At 43.7% G+C, this 15681-nt stretch carries 12 protein-coding genes and 4 tRNA genes; 14 read left to right on the top strand and 2 right to left on the bottom strand.

What is annotated here, in order from left to right; genetic code table 11:
• Positions 1-84 precede the first annotated feature (84 nt).
• On the top strand, positions 85-1155 hold the full coding sequence (recA, locus tag EBI00_RS09455) for a recombinase RecA (protein ID WP_174714916.1): 1071 nt from the start codon (positions 85-87) through the stop codon (positions 1153-1155).
• Between the two features lie 135 nt (positions 1156-1290).
• Positions 1291-2865, top strand: a complete 1575-nt coding sequence (locus EBI00_RS09450; protein WP_123095694.1) for a coiled-coil domain-containing protein — start codon at positions 1291-1293, stop codon at positions 2863-2865.
• A gap of 27 nt (positions 2866-2892) precedes the next feature.
• Here the strand turns inward: EBI00_RS09450 and recX are convergent, their stop codons facing one another.
• A complete protein-coding gene (recX, locus tag EBI00_RS09445) occupies positions 2893-3342 on the bottom strand; it encodes a recombination regulator RecX (protein WP_123095693.1) in 450 nt (149 codons plus the stop codon).
• 196 nt (positions 3343-3538) lie between these two features.
• On the opposite strand from recX, the gene EBI00_RS09440 reads away from it, so the two are divergent.
• The 9 genes from EBI00_RS09440 to EBI00_RS09400 all read left to right on the top strand — a co-directional run bounded on the left by EBI00_RS09440 (position 3539) and on the right by EBI00_RS09400 (position 10885).
• Positions 3539-4795 carry a D-amino acid dehydrogenase gene (locus tag EBI00_RS09440; RefSeq protein ID WP_123095692.1) on the top strand — a complete coding sequence of 419 codons (1257 nt, stop codon included), beginning with the start codon at positions 3539-3541 and terminating at the stop codon, positions 4793-4795.
• 9 nt (positions 4796-4804) lie between these two features.
• The gene (gene alr / locus EBI00_RS09435) at positions 4805-5902 is read left to right on the top strand and encodes an alanine racemase (RefSeq protein WP_123095691.1); all 1098 of its coding nucleotides are present in this window, start codon (positions 4805-4807) and stop codon (positions 5900-5902) included.
• A gap of 211 nt (positions 5903-6113) precedes the next feature.
• Positions 6114-8732, top strand: a complete 2619-nt coding sequence (gene alaS, locus EBI00_RS09430; protein ID WP_123095690.1) for an alanine--tRNA ligase — start codon at positions 6114-6116, stop codon at positions 8730-8732.
• A gap of 43 nt (positions 8733-8775) precedes the next feature.
• On the top strand, positions 8776-10017 hold the full coding sequence (locus EBI00_RS09425; protein ID WP_123095689.1) for an aspartate kinase: 1242 nt from the start codon (positions 8776-8778) through the stop codon (positions 10015-10017).
• A 143-nt stretch (positions 10018-10160) separates the two neighbouring features.
• Positions 10161-10349 carry a carbon storage regulator CsrA gene (gene csrA / locus EBI00_RS09420; RefSeq protein ID WP_123095688.1) on the top strand — a complete coding sequence of 63 codons (189 nt, stop codon included), beginning with the start codon at positions 10161-10163 and terminating at the stop codon, positions 10347-10349.
• A gap of 58 nt (positions 10350-10407) precedes the next feature.
• Positions 10408-10497: transfer RNA gene (locus EBI00_RS09415), tRNA-Ser, on the top strand.
• A gap of 54 nt (positions 10498-10551) precedes the next feature.
• Positions 10552-10628: transfer RNA gene (locus EBI00_RS09410), tRNA-Arg, on the top strand.
• Positions 10629-10685: 57 nt separating this feature from the next.
• Positions 10686-10762, top strand: a tRNA-Arg gene (locus tag EBI00_RS09405).
• 46 nt (positions 10763-10808) lie between these two features.
• Positions 10809-10885 (top strand) — tRNA-Arg (locus tag EBI00_RS09400).
• Positions 10886-10985: 100 nt separating this feature from the next.
• Here EBI00_RS09400 and EBI00_RS09395 read toward each other — a convergent pair.
• Positions 10986-11912 (bottom strand): tRNA dihydrouridine synthase, encoded by a 927-nt coding sequence (locus tag EBI00_RS09395; protein ID WP_241557003.1) that lies wholly within the window; start codon positions 11910-11912, stop codon positions 10986-10988.
• Between the two features lie 177 nt (positions 11913-12089).
• Between EBI00_RS09395 and EBI00_RS09390 the strand changes: the two genes are divergently transcribed.
• Genes EBI00_RS09390 through EBI00_RS09380 form a run of 3 tightly spaced genes read left to right on the top strand, consistent with a single transcriptional unit; the run spans position 12090 to position 15450 of the window.
• Complete coding sequence (locus EBI00_RS09390) at positions 12090-12410, top strand: OadG family protein (protein ID WP_241557002.1); 321 nt, start codon at positions 12090-12092, stop codon at positions 12408-12410.
• Between the two features lie 35 nt (positions 12411-12445).
• Positions 12446-14260 (top strand): sodium-extruding oxaloacetate decarboxylase subunit alpha, encoded by a 1815-nt coding sequence (oadA, locus tag EBI00_RS09385; protein WP_123095687.1) that lies wholly within the window; start codon positions 12446-12448, stop codon positions 14258-14260.
• Positions 14261-14277: 17 nt separating this feature from the next.
• Positions 14278-15450, top strand: coding sequence for a sodium ion-translocating decarboxylase subunit beta (locus tag EBI00_RS09380; RefSeq protein ID WP_123095686.1), 1173 nt, complete (start codon positions 14278-14280; stop codon positions 15448-15450).
• Positions 15451-15681: the final 231 nt, after the last annotated feature.

Raw genomic sequence — 15681 nt, 5'->3', positions numbered from 1 at the left:
TTTTCTTGAGATTGGCGTAGAAAAACGCTAAAGTTACCACAACGACAATTAGTCACAACGAAAAGTAGCCACAAGGATTTCACTATGTCATCTATCGCAGACAACAAGAAAAAAGCGCTGGACGCGGCGCTGTCTCAAATTGAGCGCCAGTTTGGTAAAGGCGCCATCATGAAAATGGGTGAAGGCTCTAAGCTGGATATCGATACGGTATCAACGGGGTCATTAGGTTTAGATATAGCGTTAGGTGCCGGTGGCCTTCCTTATGGACGTATTTGTGAAATCTACGGTCCAGAATCTTCTGGTAAAACAACGCTGACGTTGAGCGTGATTGCTGAGGCGCAAAAGCAAGGCAAAACATGCGCCTTCATTGATGCTGAACATGCCTTAGATCCATCTTATGCGGAAAAATTAGGCGTTAATATTGCCGATCTTCTTATTTCCCAGCCAGATACGGGCGAGCAAGCGCTTGAGATTGTAGATATGCTGGTACGTTCAAACAGTGTTGATGTGATCATTGTTGACTCAGTGGCTGCCCTTGTTCCTAAATCTGAGATTGAAGGGGAAATGGGCAGTTCTTCAGTGGGTGTTCAGGCTCGTTTGTTGTCTCAGGCAATGCGTAAGCTAACGGGCTCTATTAAAAACGCGAACTGTCTTGTTATCTTCATCAACCAAATTCGTATGAAAATTGGTGTCATGTTTGGTTCTCCAGAAACAACAACGGGTGGTAATGCTCTTAAGTTTTATTCTTCTGTTCGCTTGGATATTCGTCGAATTGGCTCTGTTAAGCAGGGCGACGAAGTGATTGGTAACGAAACCCGAGTAAAAGTGGTAAAAAATAAAATTGCCCCTCCCTTTAAGCAAGCTGAATTTCAAATCATGTACGGTGCCGGTATTTATCGTATGGGTGAGGTTATTGATCTTGGTGTTAAGCAAGGGTTTGTTGATAAAGCTGGCGCTTGGTATGCCTACGGTGGCAGTAAAATAGGTCAAGGTAAAGCCAATGCTGCGCAATATTTAGCTGATAATCCAGAAATAGCGAAAGAGATTGAAGCCAAGATCCGTGAGGACTTATTGCCTAAAACACCGAAAGCTGAAAAAAAGGGTGGTGACCTTGATGTTGAAGCTGAAGAAAGTGAAGAGCCACTCGATTTTTGATGGGAAAGCGTTAATTAATTGTTGATAAAGAAAAGCAGGCCAGGCCTGCTTTTTTTGTTTTTGTTGTAAAATCTCTTAACTCTTGCTTTGATGAAGGTCTTGTTTTGTTTTTTGCAGATAGAAGGTTGCGGTAGCATGCTTATTTGGCAATGGGGATTAATTCTCTCGAGTGTTGTTTTATGCGTAATGCTTGCTTTTATGTTGACGCGTTATATTTCATTAAAAAAAATGGCAGCAGATGCGAGTGTAATAAATGACGACACTGCGAGTCAGAAGACAATCGACACGCAAAATATTTCACCCGACGACAAAGCTCAATGGCTCTCTCTGCTAGAGCAGCAGAAAAACATCTGCGGTCAGTTGCTTACAGAGCTTTCGGCAAAAGACTTTTCAGGTCGTGCCTCTTTGTCATGCTGGGCTATCTTTTTAGAAATTGAAATACGCATCATAGAGCAATCTGTTCCTAACACCGAATTAGCGGCATTATTAGAAGCCTTTAAAAGTATTTTATACAAAGTAGATCGAGCAGAAGAAATTGATGGTTTACTGAAATCCCTAAAAGTGAATCAGTCCTTGCTAAGAGAATTAAATAAAGTCATACAAAAAGCGGGCGACAAGGTGTTTGCTCAGGTGAGCATCACTTCTGATTTAAATAGGCAGCTTGATAAATTACAAAGTCAGTTGGCGGTTGAGGTTCAACTTGACGAATCTCTTGCTCTACTTAGGGCTGAGATGGCGAGTATGTATGAGTTTTTCGAGCGTTTAAAGCTGCATTTGGTAGATCTTAGAGAAGAAGGAGAGGATAAAGACGCACACTATATTAATGCTTTAGAGCAGTTTTTAGATGGGTCAGAACAGTCTGATTTCCTCCACTCAGTGCGCTCTGAATTAGATGATAAAATCATAGACCTTAAGCAGTTAGCAGCCGATCAAAAATCTATTATTGAGTTTTTAAAAGAGGAAGTACGGAGTGCAAAATTAGACAATGAAGGCGGTATTAAGCACCTTGGAGAATACGATATATCGATTGCGCGCTTAGAAAGGTCTTTACTTGAAAGTAGTCGAGTGGTTAAACGATTAGAACAAAAGTTACAAAATCTACAAGTCATTAAGCATAATCTGAAGATCGATGTTTCTAAGCGCGATGAAGCGCTAAAGCAAAAAAAAGCGTTACTGCAGAACAGTAAGAGCAGCATTCAGTCTATTGATATTCGAGATGTCTTTGATCAAGAGCGCGATGCGATGCAAAACATGGAAGACCTCTTGTATCAGGGGGATTTTACTGAAGAGACTGATGCTTTCTCAGCAGAACAGACTGCGAAGCTAAGTGCGTTGAGGCTTATGGTCAATGAATCTGAGCTTTACATCGAAATGCTAGAGAATGATCTTGAAAAACAAAGACTTTTACGCGAAGAGCTCGAGGGAAAACTGAGGTCGCCAAGCGACGTAGATTTTCATTCATCGTCAGCGATACACAGCGAGTTAAGCAGCCAAGACATGGAAGAGCTAGAAAACTTAAAAGAATTTAATGCAGAGCTCGAAGAAGAGCAAAAACGATTAACATTAAAACTTCAAGACGCCCAAGATTTGTCACAAGACGCCGCAGAGCTAGAGCAAAAAATCGCTGAGCTTGACGAAAAAATTGCCTCGACACAAAAACAGTATATCGAATTGGAAGAGCGTTACTTGGCGGCTTTAATAGAAAAATAACCCCCAAGTAATAATTGAGGGTCAGGCTTATTGCGATGACTTCATTGCGTATTTTATCTGCTCGAAATTAAACCCCTTATATTGAAGGTAGCGTGATTGCTTGGCTTTCTCTTTTTGGTCTTTGCTCGCGTCTTCTCCGAATTTTCGTTCCCTTGTTTGTTTAGCCAGTTCGAACCAGTCAATATCCGCGTTGGAAATGGCTTGTTTGGCGATCTCCGAAGTGATGCCTTTTTGTGACAGCTCTTGCAAAATTCGATAGGCGCCTAGGGATCTGCTTATCTTGCTTCTTACAAAAACTTCAGCGAACCGTTCGTCGTTTAAATAGTTCATTTCTGTTAGCCGCTCAATCACATCTCTAATGTCTTCTTCAGCATGTCCTTTGGTTTTTAACTTAGTAAAGAGCTCTTTGCTAGCGTGTTCCCTGTAGCTTAAAAGGGACATGGCTTGATCAAAAGTGGACAGGGTTGGGTGTGCCATTGTGATTCCTTAAAAGTCATTTTTCTGAGGAGTATTTTAGCAGTAAGAAATGTTTTTGACATTTTTGATGTATTAAACTTTTTTATTTCATTTTAATAGATAAATATTTTATAAATTATTATAAAATAAGAGGATAAAACTGAATATCTTGTGTAAATATAGTCAAAATGACTTTTACTGATTTGGGGTGTTCTTTATGCGTGTTTGTGTACTTGGAGCGGGTGTTGTTGGACTTACGTCAGCGTATTACTTGGCTAAAAAAGGCTTTCAAGTAACGGTGATTGACCGTCAACCGGGAGTAGGGTTAGAGACCAGTTTTGCTAATGCGGGACAGATTTCTCCTGGCTACTCTGCACCATGGGCTGCCCCTGGTGTACCATTTAAAGCGATCAAATGGCTCATGCAGAAACACGCCCCATTGAAAATCAGCGCTGAGCCTGAAATCAAAAAGTTAGCATGGATGAGTAAAATGCTTGCCAATTGCACAGAGAAGGCTTACGACGTAAATAAGTCGCGTATGGTGGCATTGGCAGAATACAGTCGAGATCAATTTATTCAGCTACGCAAAGATATCGGCATTAAATATGATGATGGCCAAGGTGGCTTGACGCAATTATTCCGCAAAGACGAGCAGGTTGAAGCGTCTGAAAAAGACATTAAAGTACTGAAAGCGCTTAATGTTCCCCATCAAGTGCTCACGCCTGCACAGATTTTAGAGGTTGAGCCTGGGTTAGCACCAGTAATTGACAAGTTCAAAGGAGGTCTGCGTTTAACGGGTGACGAGACGGGCGATTGCTATCTATTTTGTCTTTCTTTGAAAGAAACGTGTGAGTCATTAGGCGTTGAGTTTCAGTTTAACTCGAGTATTCAGTCCTTGAGCGTTCAGGGCCAGAAAATTAACGGCGTGGTGACAGAGCTTGGTTTGCAGGCGTTTGATACCATTTTAGTGTGTTTGGGCAGTTATTCAAAAGAATTGTTAAAAGCCTGTGATATTGATATCCCTGTTTACCCAGTAAAAGGCTACTCGCTTACTGTTCCTATTTCTGATGCGAATTTTGCTCCTATCTCTACCGTGATGGATGAGACCTACAAAGTGGCGGTTACTCGACTGGGGGGGCGGATTCGAGCGGCGGGTACGGCTGAGCTAACGGGTTATAACCTTGACCTGCCTAAATCAAGAACAGAGACCATTACTCATGTTGTTAGCGATTTATTTGGTGCGGGTTGTCATTTGTCTGAAGCGGAATATTGGACAGGGTTGCGTCCAATGACACCAGATGGCACGCCAGTAGTGGGAGCAAGTGGTGTGAATGGTCTGTACTTAAATACGGGGCATGGAACTTTGGGTTGGACAATGAGTTGTGGTTCAGCCGCCGTGATTGCCGATATTATGGCAGGCGATAAGGCGCAAATTAACGCGAATGATTTATCTTTTGAACGCTATAAAAAGTAAGGTTATCTAATGGCAAGACCACTCAAGGCAACAATAGATTTAAATGCCATTTTGCATAATTACAAATATGCAAAAAAACTTCATCCAACCTGCAAAGCTTTTGCTGTGGTGAAGAGTAACGCTTACGGCCATGGTGCGGTTAAAGTGGCGCAGTATCTTGATAAAGAGGCGGATGCCTTTGCTGTTGCAGCCATAGAGGAAGCCATTGCCCTGCGTGATGCCAATGTGGTGTCGCCGATCCTTTTATTAGAAGGGGTTTTCGAAGGGGATGAATGGTCAGTCTGTGAGCAAAACGGTTTTTGGGTTGCCATGGAGAACGCTCAGCAACTGGAAAGCTTCATTAACAGTGGCGTAAAAATAGAAAAAATCTTTGTGAAGTTGGATTCTGGAATGCGTCGCCTCGGAGCCGATAAAACGCTGGCGTGTGAATTGGTGAGCAAGCTAAGAGAGAGCGGACGAGTAGGTGAAGTGTTACTAATGACGCATTTTGCTTGCGCTGACGATGTGTCTGACAGTATGACAATGACACAATTGTCGGTTTTTGAGGAAACACGCCGTGAAATCGGTGAGATACAAGCGAGCGTTGCCAACTCAGCCGCGATCATGAAATGGGCAGTACCAGAAGGCGGGTGGATTCGTCCCGGCATCATGCTATACGGCATTTCGCCCTTTGTTGGGCTGACGGGCAGAGACTTGGGCTTGAAACCGGCAATGACATTAACCTCTAAAGTTATTTCCGTGAGAACGCTTGAGCAAGGCGAGAGAGTAGGTTACGGCTTATCATACGAAGCACCGGAAAGGCATCAGTTAGCGACCATCGCTGTTGGTTATGGTGATGGTTATGCTCGTCACACCTGTAATGGTGCGCCACTGCAAATCAATGGCATGGCGGCCGAATTGGCTGGTCGAGTGTCCATGGACATGATTACAGCCAAGTTCAAAGACACGTCTAATTTCCTTGAAATGGGGCAGACTGTTGTCTTGTGGGGAGAGAATGTTCCGGTGGAAACAGTGGCGGATGCCGCGGGTACTATCGGTTATGAACTGGTTACTCGTATGACCTCTCGTCCTCGTTATTGTTATCTAGTAGACAGTGAAATAAAATAGCCATTCCCCTCAAGCCTCTTTTGGTCACCAAAAGAGGCTTTCGTTTAAGAATTACACAAAATAAGCGTCAAATTGCGACGGTTTCTTTTGAAAACACCTATCCTTTACGTGTACTATTTTGTGCCTTTTGTTGCATCGAATTAGTACGTCATTATCTGCTATTCACGCAATCCAATTCGTCCCGAATATAGAGAAAGAGACTCACCTAATTATGAAGAGTTCTGAGTTACGCCAATCATTTTTATCGTATTTTGAAAGTAAGCAGCATCAAATTGTTGATTCTAGTTCGCTCATTCCAGCTAATGACCCAACGTTATTGTTTACTAATGCGGGCATGGTTCAATTCAAAGATGTTTTTTTAGGGGATGACCTACGTCCATACGCTCGTGCGACAACCTCTCAACGGTGTGTTCGTGCTGGTGGTAAACACAATGACTTGGAAAACGTCGGTTATACCGCACGTCATCATACCTTTTTTGAAATGTTGGGTAACTTCAGCTTTGGCGATTATTTCAAGAAAGATGCGATTCATTACGCTTGGGAGTTTTTAACCGTCGTTTTAAAGTTACCAACAGAAAAGCTGTTGGTAACGGTTTATGCAGAAGACGACGAAGCTTTCGATATTTGGAATAAAGACATCGGTCTTCCCGCAGAAAAAATCATACGTATTGGTGACAACAAAGGTGGTCGTTACCAGTCTGATAATTTCTGGGCAATGGGCGATACCGGCCCTTGTGGTCCTTGTTCTGAAGTATTTTATGATCACGGCGAGCATATTTGGGGTGGGCCTCCAGGTTCTCCTGAAGAAGACGGTGACCGTTTCATCGAAATCTGGAACGTGGTTTTCATGCAATTTAACCGTTCTGCCGATGGTGCTATGGCGCCTTTGCCAAAACCTTCTGTCGATACTGGGATGGGCTTGGAACGTATTGCTGCCATTTTGCAAGGCGTTCACAGTAACTACGAAATCGATTTGTTTCAAAATCTGATTAAAGCCGCGGCGCAAGTGGTTGGCACTCAAGACCTGAGCGCGCAGTCTCTACGCGTCATCGCTGACCATATTCGTTCTTGTTCCTTCATGATTGTTGACGGTGTTATTCCATCCAATGAAGGTCGTGGTTATGTGTTGCGTCGTATTATTCGTCGCGCCATTCGTCACGGCAATAAACTAGGCCAAAAAGGCGTGTTCTTCCACAAGCTGGTCGACGCGCTTGATAGTGAAATGGGTGAGGCTTACCCAGAGTTAACGAAACTAAAAGAGCGAGTGTCTTCTATTCTTTTAAAAGAAGAGGAGCAGTTTGCCAAAACCCTTGATCAAGGGATGAAGATTCTTGAAGAGGCGATTTCTGAGTTAGGCGATCAGAAGATTATTCCGGGTGAGACGGTGTTTAAACTTTACGACACTTACGGTTTCCCAGCAGACTTGACCAACGATGTGGCGCGTGAAAATGATTTAGAAATAGACGAGGCTGGATTTGAAGTGGCAATGGACGCACAGCGTGCGCGTGCTCGTTCGGCCAGTAACTTTTCTATGGACATGTCAAGCGGCGTCAAGCTGGACTCTGTGACTGAGTTTACCGGGTACGAAAACCTAGACGGTGCGTGTGTCGTGGAAATGATTCTGGTTGATGGTGCTCCTGTTGAAGCGATTGAAGCAGGTCAGTCTGCCGCTGTGATTTTGAAATCGACGCCTTTTTATGCGGAATCCGGTGGTCAGGTTGGTGATCAAGGTTGGTTGCGTGGTACGGGCGCGTTTAAAGTGTCTAACACGACCAAACAAGCTAAAGCACATTTGCATTATGGTGAGCTAAAAGAAGGTTGTTTGGCGGTGGGTGATCAGGTAACAGGTGAAGTCGATCGTACTTTGCGTATGGCGACGACATTGAATCACTCCGCGACTCACTTAATGCACGAAGCTTTACGTCGTATTTTGGGAGATCATGTTTCGCAAAAAGGTTCTTTGGTGAATCCTGAGCGTTTGCGTTTTGACTTCTCACATTTTGAAGGGGTGAGTGCGACGGAAATCGAACAAATTGAAGACATGGTAAACGAGCAAATTCGCTTAAATCGTCCAGTAGAAACCGACATCATGGATGTTGAGTCTGCAAAAGCGAAAGGCGCTATGGCCTTGTTTGGCGAGAAATATGACAGCGAAGTGCGTGTATTGACCATGGGGTCTGATTACTCAATCGAGTTGTGTGGTGGTACTCACGTAAGTCGTACAGGCGATATCGGTTTCTTTAAAATTATCACAGAGAGCGGTATTGCGGCGGGGGTTCGTCGTATTGAAGCGGTAACGGGTAAAGTGGCTATTGACACGACTCGCCAAACAGAAGCGGTTCTTGACGGTGTCGCCAGTCTTGTTAAAGGCAACAAAGACAGTGTCTTAGACAAAGTGGTTGCTTTGAACGATCACGCGCGCAGTTTGCAAAAAGAATTGGATGTTCTGAAAGGCAAAATGGCGGCTTTGGCTGGTGCTGACTTGGCTTCTCAAGCGGTGGACATTAATGGCGGTAAGTTGTTGGTCGCTCAGGTTGAGGTGGAAGATCCGAAAGCGTTGCGTGACTTGCTAGATGAACTGAAAAGTAAGCTTGAATCCGCTGTTATTTTATTGGCCGCGGTAAACGATGGCAAAGTGAGCTTGATTGCTGGCGTGACGAAAGAATTGACTAAAAACGTGAAAGCGGGCGATTTGATTAAGATGATTGCGCCTTTAGTGGATGGTAAGGGTGGCGGTCGTCCTGATATGGCTCAAGCGGGTGGTAATAATCCTGATGGCTTATCTGCGGCGCTGGCATTGGTGCCTGATTGGGTTGCTGAAAGAGTATAACTTGATTCGCTCTGTTTGAGCTTTGATTTGGGTAGTGAAGAATATGGCGTTGTTAGTTCAAAAATACGGTGGCACTTCGGTTGGTACAATAGAACGTATTGAGGCCGTTGCGGACCGAGTGTTGAAGCATAAGCAGCAAGGGGATGACATCGTTGTAGTTGTTTCCGCTATGAGTGGTGAAACCAATAGACTGATCGAGCTTGCAAAGCAGGTTGATGCATCACCGAGCGCTCGAGAAATGGACGTGTTGTTATCCACGGGAGAGCAGGTGACCATTGCTTTATTGTCGATCGCTCTTATGAAACGTGGCCTTGACGCTCGTTCTTATACTGGTTCACAGATCCGTATTACCACTGACAGCGCTCATGGCAAGGCTCGAATTCAAAAAATCGATACTGAAGCAATGAGAGCGGATTTAGATGCGGGTCGTGTGATTGTTGCGGCCGGTTTTCAGGGTGCGGATGAGTTTGGCAACATCACCACATTAGGTCGAGGCGGCTCTGACACAACAGGTGTTGCACTTGCCGCCGCGTTGAAGGCGGATGAATGTCAGATCTATACTGATGTAGATGGCGTTTACACGACCGATCCTCGTGTGGTGGACAGTGCTCGTCGCCTTGACAGAATTACGTTTGAAGAAATGCTTGAAATGGCGAGTCTTGGCTCCAAAGTGTTGCAAATTCGTTCTGTCGAGTTTGCTGGTAAATATCAAGTGCCGCTAAGGGTGCTGTCTAGTTTTGTTGAAGGTAATGGTACGTTGATAACAACTGAGGGGAGTAAAGGTATGGAGCAGCCAGCCGTTTCTGGAATTGCGTTTACAAGAGATGAAGCAAAGTTAACGTTGAAGAGAGTTCCTGATATTCCAGGTATTGCTTCGCGTATTCTTGGCCCTATCAGTGATGCCAACATTGAAGTGGATATGATTGTTCAAAACGTATCTGTAGATGGGACGACAGATTTTACGTTCACAGTGCATCGCAATGAATACGATCTTGCGTTGTCTACTTTGAACATGATTGCAAAAGAGCTTGGTGCTGACGCTGTGCTCTCTGATGCTAAGATTGCTAAAGTGTCCATTGTTGGTGTCGGCATGCGCTCTCATGCTGGCGTTGCCAGCACTATGTTTAAAGCCCTTGCTGCGGAATCGATTAATATTCAGTTAATCTCAACTTCTGAGATAAAAGTGTCGGTGATTATCGACGAGAAATACATGGAGTTGGCGGTAAGGGCATTGCATTCAGCGTTTAAGTTGGGTGAGGCGGTTTCTGAAGTGACCGAGTCTTAACAAAAGAATAAAGAAAATTTTGCGTAATGGATGGTTTATTTTTTATTAAGGGGCTACAATTATTTTGTAGGATTTGCCCTACAAGACTTGTAAGGCAAATCCCCGCTTTGAAAATTTAAACACAACTAAAGGGAAATTTTATTATGCTTATTCTTACTCGTCGTGTTGGTGAAACTTTGATGGTTGGTGATGAAGTTTCTGTGACTGTATTAGGTGTTAAGGGCAATCAAGTTCGTATTGGTATTAATGCACCTAAAGATGTCTCTGTTCACCGTGAGGAGATCTATCTTCGCATTCAAAAAGAGCAAGATGATCAAGTTTCTGAAAATTAATTTCTAAAAAAGTCTTTACAAGATAAATGTGTCGTATATAATGCGGCCCACTTGTTACGGAGAGTTGGCCGAGTGGCCGAAGGCGCTCCCCTGCTAAGGGAGTATGGGGTGAAACTCATCGAGGGTTCGAATCCCTCACTCTCCGCCATTTCAAGTGTCTTTGTTTAGTGTATTTCGCTTTAGAAAGATTGGGTTTTTTAGTGCACCAGTAGCTCAGCTGGATAGAGTACTCGGCTACGAACCGAGCGGTCAGAGGTTCGAATCCTCTCTGGTGCACCATTTCCAAAAACACTTAAAAAGTTTATTCTTGAAAAGTGTCGTGTTTAGTATTGATTTGCACCAGTAGCTCAGCTGGATAGAGTACTCGGCTACGAACCGAGCGGTCAGAGGTTCGAATCCTCTCTGGTGCACCAATCTAATATCTCTTAAATGATTAAATTTCAATTTAAAAATCTCTATGCACCAGTAGCTCAGCTGGATAGAGTACTCGGCTACGAACCGAGCGGTCAGAGGTTCGAATCCTCTCTGGTGCACCATGTCTCTAGATCCTCCCATATAATCTTATCTCGTTTTTAAATTCTGTTATTACAGGCGCCTTTACGTGTATTTTGTGTTATTAAAAATTAATATCGTTATTTAGAGTGGCTTTTCTGTCATTATTTCTCTGAACTTATTAACCAACTCTGTGACCGTTTGACTGCGTCGTAAGTCATAAAGGTGGTGATTTACTGGGTTAAATTCGAATTTCAAATGCCCGCACCATTGCTTTAATCTCCCCAGTGCTGATATGTCATCGTAGTTATTTTGCAGTGCTAATGCGTAGTGTGCGAACAGTTCCGCAAAATCTGTTGCATCGGATGTACTAACTTCACCATTGAGTTGCTTTCTTATTTGATGAAAGGCGAATGGGTTGTTCAGTGCGCCTCGTCCTATCATGAAGTGTCGACATCCTGTAATAGATTGGCAGCGCAGCAAGGTGTTTGCATCGATAATGTCTCCGTTTGCAACTACTGTCATTCCCGTTTTATCTTGAATGCTTCCGATTTTTTCCCATCGAGCTGGCGGCTTGTAGCCGTCTTTTTTTGTGCGTCCATGAACGGTTAAGGTGTTCGTTCCTGCAGCTTCAATGGCGGCCACATTATCAAAAAGTAAAGCCTCATCATTAAAGCCAAGGCGGATTTTGGCTGACACTGGGATATGTGCTGGCAGCTTTTTGCGTATGCCACTCATGATGTCATGCAATGTTTGGGGTGTTTCGAGTAAGACCGATCCTCCACCATGGCCGTTTACGCGTTTGGCTGGGCAACCAAAGTTCACATCAATGTGTGTTGCGCCGGCAAGCACAGCGTGCAGAGCACTTTCGGCCATGAGCTCGGCGTTACTGCCTAAAAGCTGGGTGTGGACAGGGTGTTTGTGCTCTGTTCGGCCTTGATTTTGGTGTTCAGGAACGAGTCGGATAAAGCTGCTGGTTGGGATAGGTTGTTGAGTAACACGAACAAATTCAGAAACAAAATAATCCATACCGCCGATTTTTGATAAAAGCGCTCTCATGGTGTGATCCATTACCCCTTCCATGGGGGCAACGGCTAATACGATTGTTTTTTGATTGAGTGTCTTTGTTAAGTGTTGTTTTGAGCAAATGTTCACGAATTAAGTCTAACTGTTATGCAAAAAAAATATGAAACTGTTCTGGTTTGTGGTAAAAAATAGGTTATCAAAAATTAAACAGCGATCTTGGGCGTGCATCTGACCACATTGGCTTGGTACAAACAAGATGATAATACAGGTAATGATATTATGGATGGGTTGCTAGACGAAGGTTTGGGTTTAATGGCGTTAGGAATGGGGGCCGTGTTCCTATTTTTGGTGGTGTTGATTTTTGCGACAACCATTATGTCAAGATTGATTAATCACTTATTTCCAGATACGCCCGCTGTTCTTCCTGTTGCGAATAATCGCTCGGTTGCTCAGGCGTCGAGTAAAGTTGGTGTTGATGCAAAAATGGTAGCGGTTATTACAGCGGCAATTCATCAACACAGAAACAATAAAAACTCTAATTAAATTACTTAATTTTCGAATTTCTTTGAGGCTGAAATATGACTACTACGAAGCAACCTCTTGGCATTACTGATGTCGTTTTGCGTGATGCACACCAATCTTTGTTTGCTACTCGCATGCGTATTGATGACATGCTTCCTATTGCTGAAAAGCTTGATCAGATCGGTTTTTGGTCACTTGAATCTTGGGGGGGCGCGACATTTGATGCTTGTATTCGATACATTGGTGAAGATCCTTGGGATCGCATTCGAGAACTCAAAAAAGCCATGCCAAAAACACCACAGCAAATGTTGTTACGTGGTCAGAATCTCTTAGGTTACCGACATTATGCAGATGATGTTGTGGGGAGATTTGTGGAACGTGCAGCCGTTAATGGCGTAGACGTTTTCCGAATTTTTGATGCAATGAATGACCCACGAAACTTAGAAACAGCCATTAAATCGGTTAAAAAACAAGGTAAGCACGCGCAGGGTACTATCTCGTATACTAAAAGCCGTGTTCATACGACCCAAAACTGGGTGGATTATGCTAAAACGCTTGAGGATATGGGGGCGGATTCTATCGCCATCAAGGACATGTCTGGCATTTTGACGCCTTACGATGCATTTGAATTGGTGAGTTTACTAAAGGCCCAGACTCAGTTAGAAGTGCAGCTTCATGCCCACGCGACCTCAGGTTTGTCTGACATGACGATTTTAAAGGCCGTCGAAGCGGGAGTGGATCGTGTTGATACGGCAATCTCTTCTATGTCTATGACTTATGGTCATAGTGCTACTGAGTCTGTGGTGGCTGCTCTTCAAGGAACAGATCGCGACACAGGATTGGATCTAGAAAAACTAGAAGAGATAGCGTCTTACTTCAGAGAGGTAAGAAAGAAATACGCTAAGTTTGAAGGTTCGCTACGTGGTACGGATTCGCGGATTCTTATTGCTCAAGTGCCAGGCGGTATGTTGACGAATATGGAAAGCCAGTTAAGGGAGCAAGGTGCGGCGGACAAATTTGACGAAGTGTTAAAAGAGATTCCAAAAGTTCGCGAGGATCTAGGTTTGATTCCTTTGGTGACGCCGACGTCGCAAATTGTTGGTACTCAGGCTGTGTTAAATGTGTTAACCGGCGAGCGATACAAGTCCATTTCAAAAGAAACGGCTGGAATTTTGAAAGGTGAATACGGTGCAGCGCCTGCAGAGTTTAATAAAGAGCTCCAAGCGCGTGTTCTTAATGGTGTTGAAGCAATCACTTGTCGCCCAGCTGATTTGCTGTCACCAGAAATGGATAAGCTAACAGATGAGTTGCTGGCTTTGTCTAAAGAAAAAAATATTGCCTTATCCAGTGAGCAAATTGATGACGTTCTGACTTACGCTTTATTCCCACAAATTGGACTTAAATTCTTGCAAAACCGTGGTGATGCAAGCGCATTTGAGCCTACTCCTACCCTTGTGTCTGATGCCGAAGAGACCAAAGAAGAAGTGTTTACAAGCAAAGTCGATTCTAAAGAGTCCGGTGTTTACACTGTCTCTGTTTCGGGGCGGAGTTTCGTTGTTCAGGTAACCGATGGTGGCGATATTAGTAATATTCAGCCAGTTACGGCCCCTGTCCAAGAGCCTTCCGTTCAGTCTTCTTCTGAAGAGACGGCTGCCTCCACTGGAGAGAGTGTGCCGGCCCCTCTATCAGGCAACATTTTTAAAATATTGGTTGCTCCTGGTCAACAGGTTGAAGAAGGTCAGACAGTTATTATTCTAGAAGCCATGAAAATGGAAACAGAAATATCCGCTCCTAGATCGGGCGTTGTGGGTGCTATTAATATTAAAGAGGGTGATTCGGTTCAAGTTGGCCAGTCACTTTTTACTCTGTAGGCTAGGAATACTAAATAATGGAAAGCAAGCTTCTCAATTTATATCATGATACAGGGTTTTATCAGCTTGAACTTGGTCAGCTGGTTATGATTGGTGTGGGTCTTATTTTAATTTATTTGGCAATTAAGAAAAAGTTTGAACCCCTTTTATTGTTACCCATTGGTGTCGGTGCCATTCTGGTGAATATACCTGGTGCAGGTATGATGTCTGCGCCAGTCTACGATGCGGCAGGTCATATGATATCGCCTGGTGGGCTGCAGTATTATATCTATTATGCTGGTATTGAAACTGGGTTGTTTCCTTTGCTCATATTCATGGGGGTAGGGGCGATGACAGACTTTGGTCCAATGCTGGCAAATCCTAAAACTTTATTGCTTGGTGCTGCTGCGCAGTTTGGTATTTTTGCCACTGTGATAGGTGCTGTATTGCTGGGCGCATTTGGTATCATGGACTTTACACTCGCAGATGCTGCGGCTATTGGTATTATTGGTGGAGCGGATGGTCCGACAGCGATTTTTGTTGCTAGTCGGCTTGCTCCTGACTTGCTTGGCGCGATTGCCGTTGCGGCTTATTCTTACATGGCTTTGGTGCCATTGATTCAGCCGCCTATAATGCGAGCGCTAACGACCAAAGAAGAGCGGTCTATCAAAATGGAGCAATTGCGACCTGTATCTAAAACAGAAAAAATAGTGTTTCCGGTTGTTGTCATATTATTAGTTGCAATGTTTTTGCCATCAGCGGCCCCACTATTAGGGATGTTTTGTTTCGGTAATTTAATGCGTGAGTGTGGTGTTGTTGATCGTTTAAGTGAGACCGCTCAAAATGCTTTAATTAACATCGTGACTATCATGTTGGGTTTAGGTGTGGGTTCCAAGTTGAGCTCCGAAGAATTCCTTAATATAGAAACGCTAGGGATTTTGAGTCTAGGTTTAGTGGCATTTTCAATCGGTACAGCTTCTGGCGTCTTAATGGCGAAGTTGATGAATCGATTGTCAAAAGACGCAATAAACCCATTAATTGGAGCGGCTGGTGTTTCTGCTGTTCCAATGGCGGCTCGAGTGGCTAATAAATTAGGCTTAGAAGCAAATAAGCAGAACTTTTTGTTGATGCATGCGATGGGGCCAAATGTGGCTGGCGTGATCGGCTCAGCTGTTGCGGCTGGTATTATGTTAAGTTATGTGGGTAGTTGAGTAGATCTACAATTTGTTAATAAGAAAAGGATGCTTCGGCATCCTTTTTTTGTTTTAAAAGTCTTTCAATTAAAAAATAACAAAAAATTTTTAAAAAGTGCTTGCGCTAAAAAATAAAGACTGTACTATACGCCTCCACTGACACGGACAACGACGCATGCAAGAGTTTGCACTTACTAAGGTAAGTAAGTTTAACAAAGTGTCAGACGCTCTTTAAAATAGATAATCAGA

The organism is Marinomonas hwangdonensis (assembly GCF_003721245.1).
Classification (GTDB): domain Bacteria; phylum Pseudomonadota; class Gammaproteobacteria; order Pseudomonadales; family Marinomonadaceae; genus Marinomonas; species Marinomonas hwangdonensis.
Note: the sequence above shows the minus strand (reverse complement) of the source record. Positions and strands in the feature narration are given on the sequence as shown.

What these genes read in the sequence shown, in the direction of transcription:
- alr (WP_123095691.1), top strand. Translation starts at nt 4,805, where the DNA reads ATGGCAAGACCACTCAAGGCAACAATAGATTTAAATGCCATTTTGCAT.
- EBI00_RS09395 (WP_241557003.1), bottom strand. Translation starts at nt 11,912, where the DNA reads ATGGATCACACCATGAGAGCGCTTTTATCAAAAATCGGCGGTATGGAT.
- recX (WP_123095693.1), bottom strand. Translation starts at nt 3,342, where the DNA reads ATGGCACACCCAACCCTGTCCACTTTTGATCAAGCCATGTCCCTTTTA.
- csrA (WP_123095688.1), top strand. Translation starts at nt 10,161, where the DNA reads ATGCTTATTCTTACTCGTCGTGTTGGTGAAACTTTGATGGTTGGTGAT.
- oadA (WP_123095687.1), top strand. Translation starts at nt 12,446, where the DNA reads ATGACTACTACGAAGCAACCTCTTGGCATTACTGATGTCGTTTTGCGT.
- EBI00_RS09440 (WP_123095692.1), top strand. Translation starts at nt 3,539, where the DNA reads ATGCGTGTTTGTGTACTTGGAGCGGGTGTTGTTGGACTTACGTCAGCG.
- EBI00_RS09450 (WP_123095694.1), top strand. Translation starts at nt 1,291, where the DNA reads ATGCTTATTTGGCAATGGGGATTAATTCTCTCGAGTGTTGTTTTATGC.
- EBI00_RS09380 (WP_123095686.1), top strand. Translation starts at nt 14,278, where the DNA reads ATGGAAAGCAAGCTTCTCAATTTATATCATGATACAGGGTTTTATCAG.
- EBI00_RS09425 (WP_123095689.1), top strand. Translation starts at nt 8,776, where the DNA reads ATGGCGTTGTTAGTTCAAAAATACGGTGGCACTTCGGTTGGTACAATA.
- alaS (WP_123095690.1), top strand. Translation starts at nt 6,114, where the DNA reads ATGAAGAGTTCTGAGTTACGCCAATCATTTTTATCGTATTTTGAAAGT.
- recA (WP_174714916.1), top strand. Translation starts at nt 85, where the DNA reads ATGTCATCTATCGCAGACAACAAGAAAAAAGCGCTGGACGCGGCGCTG.